13 protein-coding genes are annotated in these 14659 nt (G+C 54.3%); 1 reads left to right on the forward strand and 12 read right to left on the reverse strand.

The annotated features are described in order from the left end of the window. Nucleotides 1-30: 30 nt before the first annotated feature. The 5 genes from rpsO to dnaE all read right to left on the reverse strand — a co-directional run bounded on the left by rpsO (nt 31) and on the right by dnaE (nt 6152). Nucleotides 31-306, reverse strand: a complete 276-nt coding sequence (rpsO, locus tag BM123_RS21860; protein ID WP_090172995.1) for a 30S ribosomal protein S15 — start codon at nt 304-306, stop codon at nt 31-33. A gap of 217 nt (nt 307-523) precedes the next feature. Further along, entirely contained in the window at nt 524-1144 is a 621-nt protein-coding gene (locus tag BM123_RS21865; RefSeq protein ID WP_090172929.1) for a chromophore lyase CpcT/CpeT, read from the reverse strand. Nucleotides 1145-1246: 102 nt separating this feature from the next. Continuing rightward, the gene (locus tag BM123_RS21870) at nt 1247-1714 is read right to left on the reverse strand and encodes a hypothetical protein (protein WP_090172931.1); all 468 of its coding nucleotides are present in this window, start codon (nt 1712-1714) and stop codon (nt 1247-1249) included. Nucleotides 1715-1820: 106 nt separating this feature from the next. After that, nucleotides 1821-2474, reverse strand: a complete 654-nt coding sequence (locus BM123_RS21875) for an RluA family pseudouridine synthase (protein ID WP_090172932.1) — start codon at nt 2472-2474, stop codon at nt 1821-1823. Nucleotides 2475-2579: 105 nt separating this feature from the next. Further along, a complete protein-coding gene (gene dnaE / locus BM123_RS21880) occupies nt 2580-6152 on the reverse strand; it encodes a DNA polymerase III subunit alpha (RefSeq protein ID WP_090172934.1) in 3573 nt (1190 codons plus the stop codon). Between the two features lie 537 nt (nt 6153-6689). Between dnaE and BM123_RS21885 the strand changes: the two genes are divergently transcribed. Continuing rightward, a complete protein-coding gene (locus BM123_RS21885) occupies nt 6690-6887 on the forward strand; it encodes a hypothetical protein (RefSeq protein WP_090172936.1) in 198 nt (65 codons plus the stop codon). A gap of 93 nt (nt 6888-6980) precedes the next feature. Here BM123_RS21885 and BM123_RS21890 read toward each other — a convergent pair whose 3' ends face one another. From BM123_RS21890 to BM123_RS21920, 7 genes are read right to left on the reverse strand one after another with little or no spacing between them, the layout of a single operon-like run. After that, nucleotides 6981-8996 carry a TonB-dependent receptor plug domain-containing protein gene (locus BM123_RS21890; RefSeq protein ID WP_090172938.1) on the reverse strand — a complete coding sequence of 672 codons (2016 nt, stop codon included), beginning with the start codon at nt 8994-8996 and terminating at the stop codon, nt 6981-6983. A 10-nt stretch (nt 8997-9006) separates the two neighbouring features. After that, nucleotides 9007-9339, reverse strand: a complete 333-nt coding sequence (locus BM123_RS21895) for a DUF6686 family protein (RefSeq protein ID WP_090172940.1) — start codon at nt 9337-9339, stop codon at nt 9007-9009. A gap of 6 nt (nt 9340-9345) precedes the next feature. Continuing rightward, nucleotides 9346-10395, reverse strand: a complete 1050-nt coding sequence (locus tag BM123_RS21900) for a hemin-degrading factor (protein WP_090172941.1) — start codon at nt 10393-10395, stop codon at nt 9346-9348. Beyond that, entirely contained in the window at nt 10383-11237 is an 855-nt protein-coding gene (locus BM123_RS21905; protein WP_090172942.1) for an ATP-binding cassette domain-containing protein, read from the reverse strand. Before BM123_RS21905 ends, BM123_RS21900 begins: the two co-directional genes overlap by 13 nt. Continuing rightward, nucleotides 11234-12256 carry a FecCD family ABC transporter permease gene (locus tag BM123_RS21910; RefSeq protein WP_245748653.1) on the reverse strand — a complete coding sequence of 341 codons (1023 nt, stop codon included), beginning with the start codon at nt 12254-12256 and terminating at the stop codon, nt 11234-11236. The genes BM123_RS21905 and BM123_RS21910 overlap by 4 nt, the downstream gene beginning before the upstream one ends. Before the next feature lie 4 nt (nt 12257-12260). After that, nucleotides 12261-13151, reverse strand: a complete 891-nt coding sequence (locus BM123_RS21915) for a heme/hemin ABC transporter substrate-binding protein (RefSeq protein ID WP_090172944.1) — start codon at nt 13149-13151, stop codon at nt 12261-12263. A 2-nt stretch (nt 13152-13153) separates the two neighbouring features. Next, nucleotides 13154-14422, reverse strand: a complete 1269-nt coding sequence (locus tag BM123_RS21920) for a T9SS type A sorting domain-containing protein (RefSeq protein WP_090172946.1) — start codon at nt 14420-14422, stop codon at nt 13154-13156. Nucleotides 14423-14659: the final 237 nt, after the last annotated feature.

Here is a 14659-nt window from a genome sequence, read left to right on the forward strand (position 1 = left end):
AGGCTTTTTAATTGTCTTTGCAGACCTTGATTACTTACGGATGCCGAGTTCTGCGATCAACTTACGGTAACCCATCAGGTCTTTTTTCTGCAGGTAGGCCAGGTGGCGACGACGCTTACCTACGAGGGTAAGGAGTGCCTTCCGGCTGCTGTGGTCTTTGCGGTGAAGCTGCAGGTGGTTGCTGAGCTCCTGGATACGGAAAGTGAAAAGTGCGATTTGCGCTTCGGTAGAACCGGTGTTCTTAGCGGTGCCGCCGTACTTAGCGAAAATTTCTTCTTTCTTTTCTTTGGGGAGATAAACTGCCATAATATAATAGCCTTTAAGGATCTCTTGGATCGGGTAAAGCAAAATTTGCGGCTGCAAAGGTAAGACTTTCCTGGATAGGGAACAAATTTAGTGTGGTAGTCGGTAGACGGTAGAAAATAAATCTGTGGCCTACCGCTCTACAAGCTACCGCCTACAGCACTACCGCTCTACCGACTACAGTCTACCGTCTACCGATTACCATCTACCGTTCTACCGTCTACTTCTTAAAAAACATATATCCTCCCTCCGTAGCGCCCCACACTTGCTCGTCGGCATCATTAAAGCCCTGGTCCCAACTCTGGACAAAAGAGCCCGTGATGGAGACCCGGCTGGTGGCGTAGGTAGCCCCGCGAAGCGTACTTTTGCAACGTTTTTTCTTGGTGCTTCCCCGGTAGATTCCGGGGCCATCCGGCTTGAGGTAAACGGCACAGCCCTTACGTTCAATAAGATCTTCGGGGGAGATGGCGTTGAGCCTGGAAGGATCCTCATGAGCGCCGATGAAACGGTCCGGGTCGGGTAGTTCATACACGCGGCTAATGAAGCCCCTCCCCTTCTGCTCCAGACCATAAATACGCTGGCGGTAGGGTTTATCGGCGGCGTCCGCTACGGCTTGCTCTACGTAAAGATATTTCCCCGGCCTGTCCGTCCACACCGGCTCCATGTGCAGTAAAATGTTGTAGTAACTATCATCGGAGCTCGCCTGTGCAGAGCTGTCGAAGCTGCCGGTCATGGCTGCTTGTAGTTCATCAAGGCCGTTTTTTCCGTCACTCGTTACGGGCCGGGTACAGGCACTGAAGAAGAAGAGGAGGCTAAAAAGAAGAGAAAGACGTACGGGCATATCGGAGAGTTTAAGACTTACTAAGATAAGGGCGCCGGGGCGCAGGTGCACACCTGGCTTTTCAAAGAGCAGGGGTTGCGACCGGACGGACCTCCCGGACCATTAGTCCGCCAGGCGGACTTCAACACCCGCCATATCCGCTGCCCGCTTCATCCAGGTAGGATGGGTGATGCCCTGAAAGGAATCCAGTGCATCTTTATCTCCAAGGATAACAGCTACCGTAACATCCCGATCCTCGGTCGTCTTGTAGAACGTTTTGACGAGGCTGAGCTTAAGAATATCCTGACAAATCCGCCGTTTCACCCCTGAATTAAGCGGTCCGGGCTTCGGGTGAATATCGAAAGCAAAGCCAGCCGCTGCGTTCATCGCCCCGACCTTTACCAATGATTCATCGATCCGGAACTGCGTCGGGTCCAGTTGGCACTTATGCTTCGCGGACAGCTTACTGACGATGGCCGTCGTCAACTCATTTTCATTCAACGAACCTGGCTGTGGGCCACGGTCCTTCGCCTGCGGTGCAATGGGTTTACGGACCGTGCGGGCACGGCGCTTTTTGGGGGAGTCTTCCATGGCGGCGAAGGTACGCCTAATTGTTCTCTGGCAATCGGATGATTTCCTCATCCGTTACATCTTTTGACCTGACGAAGTCGGGCAAAAGTCCATCCGATGGGTAAAATCACCACTCCGGCACATCCACTTCCACCGTTATCTTTCCCGGAGCATTAGGATCAGGGAAAACGAGCTTTCGGGCATGAAGGCAAATGCAGTTCGGCTGAAAGATGCGCCCGGAGCCGTAAGTCGAATCTCCGATGATCGGCGCACCCGCCGTAGCCAGCTGCACCCGAATCTGATGGAAGCGGCCGGTGATGGGCCTGATCTCCCAGAGGTAGCGGTCAGCGTGCCCTTCGAGCAATCGGTATTCCAACACGGCTTCTTTGGCACCGGGTATGGGCCGGGTAGCGGCGATGGCCTTCCGACCGAATTTATCCCGGGCGATGAAGTGTTTCAGCTTGCCGGCCTCCGCCGGCAGTGGCCGCTCCGTCAGTGCCCAATACGTTTTGTCCACCTTCTTTTCTTCAAAGGCCTTGTTCAGAAATACGAGCGTAGACTTGTTTTTGGCCAGTAACAAACATCCACTCACCGGCCGGTCCAGCCGGTGAACAATGCCCACAAATGCCTGCTTTACGCTTCGCGGTCTCTTCCATTGCACCTGCGCGCGCGCCTCCACTGTGTCATTGTTGAAGTTCCGTTCCGTGGCAATGCCCGCCGGCTTGTTAATGACGACGTAGCCGCGGCCTTCGTGAAGGATGTCCAGAGGTTGAAAGTTCATGGAACAAAGGTAATCGGTAGTTCGGTAGACGCTGCTACCTCCGGGCGCTGTTGTCTTGAATTTCAGCGCAGCACCATCTCAGAAACTAAATCATCTGCTTCAAACCTAAGCCCCTTCCAACCGGTACTTAATGCCCATTTTTTCGATTTCTTTGACGAAGTCCGTATCGGCCAGCACCATGCGCTTAAGCGAGAACATTTTGAGTTTAGAGTCTTGCTCGCGGTCATAAAAGACCATCCGGAGTTTGGCATCGCCCTGGAAGCGCTGACAGAGTTCATCCAGCGCCACCACCTTGGCCGTTGTTAGCTCTTCGAGCGGCATTTTCAGAATGATGGCCTTGGTCAATTCCTCCCCGACGCCTTCGAGTAGCTTGATCTCGGAAATTTTAAGTTCCAGCTCTTCACTCTGCCATTTCTTCTGGAAGGTAGCCGTCAGGAACAAAGCTGTGCCCTGAATGAGCACGTGCTTGAACTTGAGGTAATCATCTCCGAAGAGTTTAAACTCAATGGTGTCATCGTAGTCTCCCAGCTCGAAGATGCCCCAGCCATTGCCGTTCTTACTCACCAGGTGGCGGGCGCCAACGATCATACCGGCCAGCTTGACCGTACTGCGACCGTACTTGCGCGGATCCAGGTCCGCCAGACCGCAGGTGACGTAGTTATCAATTTCCAGCTTGTAGCCATCGAGCGGGTGGCCGGAAACGTAGATACCGGTTACATCCTTCTCTCTGGCCAGTTTTTCGGGTAACAGGTAAGGTTTTGCGTCCGGCGCCTTAGGGGGCTCTACGGCAATTTCATCCTGCACTTCAGCAAAGAGACTACTGGCGGCTTCCGCCTGCCGGGCCAGGGTTCCGTTGGCCGTTTTAACGGCGTCTTCCAGGTAGGAGTCGAACTTGTCCGTAGGAGCGTAGTACTGCGCCCGGTGCATATCTTCGAAGCAGTCGAATCCACCGGCGTCCACCAGGGCTTCCAGCACCCGCTTGTTAACCGAGCCGGGCTCGATGCGCAGCAGCATATCGAAGACCGACTCAAAGTCTCCCTCCTTACGGGCATCCAGAATAGCTTCCACCGGGCCTTCCCCTACCCCCTTCAGGGCGGTCATCCCGATGCGGATAGCACCGTCTTTGTTTACCGAAAAGTCAGCCTGGCTCTCATTGATGTCAGGCTGCAGCACCGGTACATCCATCCGTTTACACTCCCGCAGGAAGAAGCTCATTTTTCCCTGATCTGACTTGTTATGCGTCAGTACGGAAGCCATGTACTCCGCCGGATAGTGCGCTTTGAGGTAAGCCGTGTGGTAAGCCACCAGCGCATAGCAGGTAGAGTGAGATTTGTTGAAGGCGTAGGAGGCGAAGGCTTCCCAGTCTTTCCAGATTTTGCCCAGTTTCTCTTCGGGGTGGCCGTTGGCCGTTCCGCCTTCGACGAACTTGGGATACATCTTATCCAGAACGTCCTTTTTCTTCTTACCCATGGCCTTCCGCAGCACGTCGGCCTGGCCTTTGGAGAAATTGGCGATGGACTGCGAGAGCAACATAATCTGCTCCTGATAGACGTAAATACCGAAGGTCTCCTTCAGGTATTGTTCCTCGGCATCCAGCGTATACACGATCGGCTTCCGCCCATGCTTCCGCTCAATGAACTCCGGGATGTACTCCAGCGGGCCGGGGCGGTAAAGGGCGTTCATGGCAATCAAGTCGTCGAAGGTCGTCGGCTTGAGGTTCTTCATGTGCTTCTGCATCCCGCCGGACTCGTACTGGAAGATACCGTTCGTCTCTCCGCGCTGGAAGAGCTCGTAGGTCTTCTCATCGTCCAGTGGCAACTCATCGACGTCGATATCGACGCCATGGTTTTCTTTGATCATCCGGAGGGCGTCCTTGATGATGGTCAGGGTTTTGAGGCCCAGGAAGTCCATCTTCAGCAGACCGGCGTCTTCGGCGACGGAGTTGTCGAACTGAGAGACGTACATCCCCGTGTCCTTGTCGGCCGTAACGGGCACGTAGTCGGTTACGTCGTCGGGGGTGATCACCACGCCACAGGCGTGGATGCCCGTATTGCGGATGGAGCCTTCCAGCTTCTTGGCCATCCGGATCATCTCCCCGATCTGATCGGGCTGTTCGGCCAGTTCCCGGAAGGCGTAGGCTTTATCCACGTCTTCGCCGTTCATCTTGCCCTTCAGCTTGGGGCTAATGTCGCCATCAGCCAGTACATCGCGCAGCGAGGCACCGAGCTGCTGGGGGAAAGATTTGGCTACGCGGTCTACTTCGCTGAGCGGTACGTCCATTACCCTGCCAACATCGCGCAGGGAAGACTTAGCCGCCATCGTGCCGTAAGTGATGATCTGGGCAACCTGTTCCTGGCCGTATTTATCGATCACGTAGTCGATCACCTTCTGGCGGCCGACGTCGTCGAAGTCAATATCAATATCGGGCATCGACACCCGCTCCGGATTGAGGAATCTCTCAAACAGGAGGTCGTATTTAATCGGGTCCACGTTCGTAATCCCGACACAATAGGCCACGGCAGAGCCCGCGGCCGAGCCCCTTCCCGGGCCTACGCTCACGCCCATTTCCCGGGCGGCGGTAGTAAAGTCCTGCACGATCAGGAAGTAACCGGGGTAGCCGGAAGCCTTGATGACGTCGAGCTCAAAGTCGAGCCGTTCGCGGGTTACTTCGTTGATTTCACCGTAGCGTTTCCTCGCCCCTTCGTAGGTGAGGTGGCGCAGGTAATCATCCTGGGTAGCGAACTCCGGCGGCATGGGGAAGTTGGGCAGCAGTACGTCCTGTGCCAGGGTGAGCACTTCAATCTTATCGTAAACCTCCATCGTGTTGGCCACGCTCTCCGGATGATCGTGGAAGAGGTTAGCCATCTCGATCTGCTTCTTGAAGTAGAAGTCAGAGCTGGGGAAGCTGAACCGCTTCGGGTCTTCCTTCAGGGAGCCGGTGTTGACGCAGAGCAGCAGGTCGTGCGGCTGATAATCTTCTTCTTCGACGTAGTGACTGTCGTTCGTACAGATCACCTTCACGTTGTGCTTCATGGCCAGGGCCATGAGTTTCACGTTGATGTCCTCCTGGCTTTTGCCGGAATAGATCGTGCGCCCCTCACGGTCTTTGCCGAGGTCAATATCATCAATGCCCCGGTGCCGCTGAATCTCGATGTAGTAATCGTCCTCGAAAATGTTGAGCCACCACTTCAGCGCCTCTTCGGCCTCCTCGTCCTTACCCGCAATCAGCAGCTGGGGGATTTCGGCACCGATGCAGCAACTCGTCACGATCAGCCCTTCGTGGTACTTCTCGATCAGCTCCTTATCGATTCGGGGGTACTTGCCGTATAGCCCTTCGATGTAGCCGATGGAGCAGAGCTTACAAAGGTTCTGGTAGCCCTTTTTGTTCTTGGCCAGCATCAGCTGGTGGTAGCGCTTGTCCTTCTCGCCCGCCGCCCGGCTGAAGGCTTTTTTATGGCGGTCTTCCACCAGGTAAAACTCACAGCCGATCATCGGTTTGATGTTCCGTTTGCGCGCTTCATTGACAAACTTGAAGGCCCCGAACATATTACCGTGGTCGGTCAGCGCCACGCCCTTCATACCGTCGGCCACCGCTTTGTCCATCATCGTCCCGATCTCCGACGCACCGTCGAGCAAAGAGTACTGAGTGTGGCAATGGAGGTGGCAAAATTCTGGCATAGGGGATAGCTTACTGGATCGTTTTCACAAGGTACAAAGGAGACGCCTTTTTCCAACAAATAGTTTTCCACAGTTTAGTCAAACAGTCAGGCAGTCAAGGAGTCAAGCAGTAGCTACCGCAGGGGATGTTCGCTTCGCTCGTAGGGAAGCACTGCTTGACTGCTTGACTATTTGACTTTCAGACTGCCTGACTGCCTGACTATTTAACTAATCGTACATATGGGTGAACTTAGTAACTATCCCCCTCAACAAGCTCTTCCCTGCTTCCCACGGACTTCCCCTTGCACCTGCGTGCGCGCCGCTGAAGTATTCACTCTTCTCACACCGCTTGCCGTCAATTCTCCACGATACTCGTTTATGGACAGGAAGCAGCTATTCCCGCCACATTCGACAAACAATAATTTGGCAATTCACCCCACAAACCTATTTAGTCTTTTTACAAATTAGATGAATGCCGCAGATAAACTAAACCTTCACCTCATTTCCCCACTTTAAATAGCAGTTCTAATTTTTATAACAATTAAAATCTTAGCTATTATGGAGTCCACCTGTAAATCATGTAACCACTGGGAAAACGATGCGCCTGCTGTTCAGAATCAGGACAACTTCGGCGAATGCGAAGTGCTCACCGATAGTGGTATGAAGTTCGTACTTCCCGTTATCCAGAACCCCTCCGCGCAGAGCACCGGAATTATTACGAGTGCCGACTTTGGTTGCAATCAGTTTGCTGCTTAAAAAGAGTAGTGCTGTAAAACAGAAGCCCCTGCTTACATCGGTAAGCAGGGGCTTCTGTGCTTCTGCTAACTACCGCCACTTTTTATGGATGCCTTACCAACGGACGGTGAGCCCCAGGAAAGCACTTCTTCCAAAATCAATCAACTGCCCCGCCGAACCACCGGTATGGGCATCACCGCCCGTGCCACCAGTAACGGGCACCCGGTCTCGGTTTAGGAGGTTTTTCACGCCAGCGGTCAGCTGAATTCGGTTATTCAGAAAGCCCTTATTCAAGCTGACGTGCAACAGGTGATAATCACCGATGAACCCCTGGCTGAGTTGGCCATCAGCTCCGGCCTGATAACGGTCTTGCCGGCCCACGTAGCGGTGATCTAAGCGGATACTCAGGTGAGCCTTTGGCAAACGGTAGCTTAGCTGATTGTTTGCTTCGCCCAGCGATAAAAATTCTGGAGATTCGTTCTCGGGAGTAGCCAGTGTATTGAGCAGTCTGGTCATGGCATCACCAGTGGTGATTGTCCACCGTTCGTTAGGTGTATACACAAACTGCACGGTAGCACCGTGCGTCCGGTACTCTTCCAGATTTACGTAGGAGAAGCGGCCGTCGGCTACGTCCGCCAGGGTGATCCGGTCACTGATGCGATTGTAGAAAATGGCTCCACTAATGGCCAGCGGCCATTTCTTGTTGCCAGACCACTCCCCATTCAGGCGGAAGTTATGACTGCGCTCAGCGGTGAGTTCCTGGCTACCGATGATGTAGTGGTTGACATCAATGAAACTGAAGAAAAGCTCCTGAATAGCCGGCGCTCTGAAACCAGCAGCATAGCCAAGTCTCCATCGCCAGGCGGGAGAAGGTTTCCACAGCAGGTGAAAGGCGGGAACGAAGGGGTGTCCGTAGCGACTGTTATACCCTGCCCTGACGGTTGCCTCGGCCGTCCAGTCGCGTTGCAGGCGATAGCGAAGCCCGATCCACGCAGCCAGATTATTGATGGCCGGTTCATTCGATAAAGAAGCCGTATCTAGGATTCTTCCTCCTGCGCCGGACTCTCTCCGGTACTCCAGCCCAATCTGTCCGCTTAATTTACCCCGCATACCGTCTTTTGCAGACAAACTCAGCCTGAGCAGACTACCGGTATAGCGAGTCGTGTCCTGTCCGTCAATGACCAGACTGGTCGTGTCGGGCTCCAGGTCGCGGCGTTGCGTCTGTTTGTGGCGATCAAAAGTGTTCCAGCCGGCCGTAAGGTCGGCGTTGAGCTTCGGAGAGAGGCGATAGTTGACGGACAGGGCGTGATCTTCCCTCCAGGTGTCAAATATCTGATCCACAACGTAAGGGAGAAATTCCGGGCGACGCACCTCCCCATACAAAGTCAGGGTCTCTGAGAAGGATCGATAGCCATACCGGAGGCTGAGGGAATCAGAGGGCTGGTACCGGAGGTTAATATCATAGCCAAACTGGTCTTTAGGGTTCCACGTGGAGGCTCCTGCCCGCAGGCTGTCAACCGAGCCGAAACGGGCACTGTACCGATCTAATCCGCCATAGATTTGAAAACTCCCCAGCTGCCTGCCCAGTCGCAGAAACTGCCGGTCAAGATCAACTGTTTCGTACCTGCCTCCGGCTTCCGCTTTCCACTTATCGGCTTGCTCCCTGGCGGTAACCAGGTTAATGACGCCGCCAGCAGCATCACTGCCGTAGCGGGCAGAAAGCGCCCCGGCAATCACTTCCACCCGGCTGAACCGCGCCAGATTGAGCTGCGTCAGATCAATCTCTCCCCCCAGCCGGCCAATCACGGGCACGCCGTCGATCATAACCTGTATGTTCTGCCCGCCAAGCCCCTGTATCGACAGCCCGTTACCGAGAATAGGGTCTGGGCTTACGCGCATCGTGAGTTGCCGTTGCAGTAATTCCGACAAATCACTTATCCCCTGTTCACGCCATTCTTTTTGGGTCAGCACCGTCACTTTGTGGATGGCGTTTCGGGCCTCCGTTGGTGCGTACTCAGCCGTCACAACGATGTCCTTCAGGTTGACGGACAAAAGGAGGCTATCCGCTTGTGCTCCGATGACGGACACGGCGGCTCCCGAAAAGAATAAGCATAAAATAAGCTGCTTCATGGAGGAGTAGCTATTGTTGTGAAATGCGATCTCTGGCTTGCACAATCAGCAGCCCGTTCTGAAGCATTGTATTGAGCCGCTCCAGGTCTTCGGAAGAAAGCAGTATGCCAAATCCGGCATAAGGCGTTTCGAGATAGACATCCCGTCTCTTTCGATCCTTACGAAGCCCGTACTTGTGGTAATAGCGGTTGACCGTGCTGGTGAAAGACTCCATATCCTCCAGGCTTTGGTTGAGAAAAAAGGTACCGTAAGCAATCTGAAAACCATAGCACTTAGGGCAGTAGACCAGGTAGCCGTACTGATCCTTATGGAGTATGGTTGCTTGATGATCGTGGTGAGCCATAACAGATTATTTAGTGGATGCCGAAAGCGAAGAAATTGCGAGTTCCTCGAGAGTATCCGTCCAGCCTTCCAGCTCCGGTTGCCCGGGCTTACGGGCGCCAAAGAAATAAGTGATCATCTGGCCTTCAGCGTCGAATAATTCCAGGCTGGTGACAATGCCGTCATCCGTTGGTTTCCGTACGACGTAAGCCGAAGAAATAGCCTCCGTATCGAGATGCAGATTGAAAGCAGGGTCTAACACATTAAACCATTTGCCCATCCATTTCAATTGCTTAACCGGCCCGCTATGGATCTGAATACATCCAGCACTATGCACAAAACACATAATCGGTATGGCGCGCTCCGCGGCGGTATTCAAGACAAACTCTACGGAAAGATTATCCACCGCCGTCACCATGCCTTCCGGTGCCAGCCTTAGTGCCTGGGTACGGCTCAGGCCGTATTTCCGGAGCATGCCGAAGAACTGATGGGTATCTTTCAGGTCGAGCCAATCCTGTTGAAAGGCTGACTCATCTACCTCCGAGTCGGGCTGTTCCGGGTCCGGGACGGGGCGGCTACGGTCCGTGATCATGATGGGTTCCTGAGCACCGCGGTATTTCTCCACCAGATAGGCCCACCCCTGCATATCGCTTTTCGGTGTACTGTAAATTTTATGGACGGCTTCTCCCCGTGCATTGAAAAACTGCAGGCCGTGCAAGTCTCCTCCCTTTTCCCGATGTAGAATTACCGCTAGTGCATACACCCATTCATTCATGAACAGGCGCAGGTCAATATCGGGGTTTACGGCCACGCCCATATTGTGCGCTCCTCCGTAGAAAGTCAGGTTGTCATAAACTCCTTTCCGCTCGTGGACGACGTGGTCGTTACGGGTGAGGGCCATCACGTAGCCCATCCGTTTTACGTCTTTGAGCAGTTCTTTGAAGTCCCCCTCAAGCCGGATGACATTTTCACCTAAGCCCAGGCTTAGCAGTTCGGCTTCACTGACGCCCAGGCGTTCGGCCTGGTCCCGCGCACGAAGGCGAGGCTCTTCAGTTCGTAGTTTCTTCAAGGCGCGCACGCAGGTGCGATGTTTGGTTTTCCATAAGGCAAAGTGGTGATGAGTGGGCAGTTGAAACAGGGGTGAGGCTGAATCAGGCAGTCCACGTTGAAGGTTGCTTGAATGATGGTTTTGGTTAAAACCTCAGCAGGAGGCCCGGAGGCGACGGTCTTACCATCCCGAAGGAATAGCAGATGGTCGGCGAAGCGCGCCGCGAGGTTAAGATCGTGAAGAACGGCCAGTACCCCCAGGCCCCGTTCCCGGGCCAGGCGGGTGGCCAGGTCGACAAAGCGGTACTGTTGCTCCAGGTCAAGGGCTGCGGTGGGTTCATCGAGTAACAAATAGCGGTTCGTGGTCAGGTTGGGGTTTTCAGCGTCGAGCTGAAGCAGGCATTTTGCCAGTAAGACCCGTTTTTGCTCTCCTCCAGAGAGGGTGAGAAATGACCGGTCCCGCAGCGGATTAAGATCGAGCAGGTCGAGGTAATTGTCTACCGCTTGCTTTCGTTGCAGCGCCGTTAGCTGGTGGTAGCGGCCGTAGCAACCCAGTTCAACGACTTCGGCTACGGGCAGTGGAAACCCGAGTTGCACCGACTGTGCAAGCACCGACCGGCGACCGGCCAGATCCGCAGGAGCAATGTCCTGCATGGCTCTTTCGTCTAACCACACTGCACCTGCGACCGCGCCCCCCGCTGCTGAGCCCTTACCGGCAAATACCTGCCCGGCCATTATTTGTAGCAGCGTAGATTTTCCCGCACCGTTTTTACCCATCACGACCGTTACCTGGCCGGGAGTAACCGTACAGTTGACACCGTGTAGAATTTCCTTACCGTTCAGGCGCAAGCCAACTCCTTCTGCTCGCATCATATCCAATTGGTTTTACGGCGCTCACGCAGGAGTAGCCAAAGGAAAAAAGGCGCGCCAACGAGGGCAGTAAGAATGCCAATGGGGAGTTCCGCCGGCGCTACAATGGTTCGTGAAAGCGTATCCGCCAATAGCAGAAAACTCGCCCCCAGCAACGCAGAATAAAGTAATAACCGGCGATAATCCGTTCCCATCCACAAGCGCAAAAGGTGGGGAATGACCAGACCAACAAAGCCAATCAGGCCCGTGAGCGAAATGCAGACGCCTACGATCAGCGCCGTCCATACGATTACCCTTTTCTTCACTCTTTCAACGGAAAACCCCAGCTGGGCGGCTTCCCGTTCTCCGAGCAGAAAGGCGTTCAGGGCCAGGGCGTCCCGGCGCAGGAAAAAGCTACCGCACAACACAATGGGCGCGGCGATGGCGACCTGCGTCCAGTTGGCTCCGCTGAGGCTGCCGAGCGACCAGAAAGTGATGTCCCGCAGTTCGTTTTCGTCCGACTGATAAATGAGCAATCCCGTGATGGCACCGGTCAGAGCAGCAATCGCGATACCCGCAAGCAGCATGGTCGCCACATTCAACCGCCCCCTGCCGGCAGCCAGCCGGTAAACGATGCCAGTGGTGAGCAATGCGCCCAAAAAAGCCGCCAGACTGACGCTGACCTGCTGGATCCAGAGTGGGAAAAATGCCAGTAAGCGAGCGCTTAGAACCAACATTCCCACGGCAAAAAGCATGGCGCCACTGGTAACACCAATCAGGGTGGGCTCTGCCAGTGGGTTGCGAAACAGCCCCTGGGTCGCCGCTCCGGTAATGGCCAGCGCTGAGCCAACGATAATGGCGAGAAGTAAACGGGGTAAGCGAACGTGCCACACCAAAAATTGCTCCAACTCCGCGGCCTGTCCGGTAAGCGCCAACCACAGGTCAGCGGAGCTGAGGTCATAAGCCCCGGTCGCCATTGCGCTCACCGAAGCAAGGGCAAGCAACAAGAACAACAGGACGGGAAGAATGGAGTGGCTAGACACGGAATTACTTGCTTATGCGGTTATGAAGTTTTCCGGCCAGCTCACCAGCCGCCTGAGCGGCACGAGGGCCAAAACCGAGGAGGTAATGACCATCCATGGCAATAATCTGGTCGTGCTGGAAAGCAGGTGTCTGACTGATGCCAGGGATATTAGCCAAGCCAGCCTTACCATCAAGGCTCGCCAGGCCCGAGGTGAACATCAGAATAAATTCGGGGGCAGCTTCAACCAGTGCTTCGGGGGTGAGTGGTTTAAAATCACTGAAGGACTGGATGGCGTTTTCCCCACCGGCCAACTCAATGATGGCGGCGGCTTCAGTATCCGTGCCGGCAACCATCAACTGCCTCGCTCCCCGCGCATAAATGAAAAGCACCCTTGGCCGTTCGCCTTCGTTTGCGGCCAGCTTTTCTTCCAGTTCGCGTTTGTCTTTTTCAATCCCGGCGGTGTATTCCGCTATTTTTTGTTCATCGATGGACAGATGGCGGGCAAGGACGGTGGCAGCGCGGGCGGCATTATCCAGGGTCGGATACATGGTTACCGGCACGACGGTGACTCCTGCATCTGCCAGAGTTTTAAGGGCAGGCTTGTCTTTTGCTTCCTCCGCCACAAACACCAGTGTAGGATGTAAGGCGAGCAAGCCTTCCACGTTCAACTGGCTGACGTGGCCAAGTTTCGGCACGTCGTTTACCGCTGACGGATAAGTGCTGGTAACGTCTACGCCAACGAGCTGGTCTCCGAAGTCTAAGTCGTAGAGCAACTCCGTTAGTGTTCCGCTGAGGGAAACAATGCGGTGAGTATCCGAAGTGCCCGGCTCGCTATCGGCAGCAGCAGATTCCGCTGCCGGGCTGCAGGCACTCAGCCCTGCAAAGAGGAGGAAAAGTATTGGTAAGAACTTCATGATTATTGCTTGATCAGGTGATGGGTAAGAACGCCGGTGCTGCCGCTGAGGCGGACGAAATAGTGACCCGCCGGAAGGTCAGTAAGCGGCACGTCTATTTGGTTAAGGCCGGTATTGAGGGCGCGGACGCGGGATGCCGTGAGGGTTCGACCAGCAGGGTCTATCACCTCCAGACGAAGATCTTCAGCGGGCTGGCGAGCGGATACTTCCAGAGTAACTTGATCCGGAGCAGGGTTAGGGTAAATGCGGCTTTGGTCGATCCCTACCGGCAAAGTGGTAGTAGCCGTGGTTTGCTCGGTACTCAGGCGAAAAGTAGACACTCCGGTAGAACTCCCTTCAAAATCGATGAACTGCATCCGGTAGAGGCTGTCCGGCGTCTGGACGAAGTATACCAGATCATCCGGAACAGACCACTGAAAGGTGCTGAGGTCGAAGCTTTTCCAGTCATAACCGATGGTAGCTAGGGAATCAGAGAAGGCTGCTTCGTCAGCTGGCGCAACAGCAGTTTCCGGATCGACACCAGACAACTTAGCCACGCTGACATCTTTGTTCTGCAAGACGCCGGTAACCGTATAGTCGAGAATATTTCCTTCCCCGTCGGGTAAAGGCGTTACGTAGCGGGTGAATAACAGGTCCCAGTTGTCTGGTTCCAGGTCAAGGACGCCATCATCAAAAGAAAAGTACGCCAGAGTTTTACCGACAAAGTCCGCCTTATCAATGCTTACCGTATCCGAAGTGCTCCCCCCAAGTGGGCCATGAATAAAAGTGTACACCCCACCCGCCAGAGACTCCACAAAGACCTTGTGGTATGCTCCGTCCCGGGTGGCAACAAAGAATACGCAGGAGCCGAAAACCGTCTGGGTGGCGGGGCTGTAAGTTCCCCACCCCAGGTCAAAAGGGTTGCCGGGGTCAGCAATGGCGTTGAAGCCTCCATCGTCCCAACTGCCTTCCCCGTTGTAGAGCCGTTGAACGACCTGGTTGGTATCTGCCGTACTAAAATCCGTTGCGCTACCAGCGTAAAGTTCCACTTGTAGTAAGGGATTGGCCTGGGAGGAGGCAACGCCCTCGTTCACCAGAATTCCGGAGGAGCGTCCGCCTACGTTGAAGGCAATGTCCCAACTCGTATGCGAAACCGCTGAAGAAGTGCCCCCTTGCAAGTCAACGTAGACCGCTGAAGCATAACCCGGCCCCTGAATGACCTGCTCAAATTGCGCCAACAAAACGGTCGGCAGTAGAAGAAAGACAAGAAGAAAGGTAGTAGCTGATTTCATTGTTTACATTTGGTCTAAATAAGAATAGCGCAAATGTAACGGCGACCTACCCGCATGTCCAAGCAATTTTTGAATTTGTTGAGAATAAATCTAAATAACGAAATGAAAATCAATCTGCACTCAACCTTTCTGTACTTACAGTGATGCGGCTGTCAGGTTAATCCGGGCAAGGGCTGATGTACGGTGCAAGTATGATTTTGCCAAAGAAAGCTCCGGAATACATCATAATTTCGCATC

It is taken from the genome of Neolewinella agarilytica (assembly GCF_900110645.1).
GTDB lineage: Bacteria > Bacteroidota > Bacteroidia > Chitinophagales > Saprospiraceae > Neolewinella > Neolewinella agarilytica.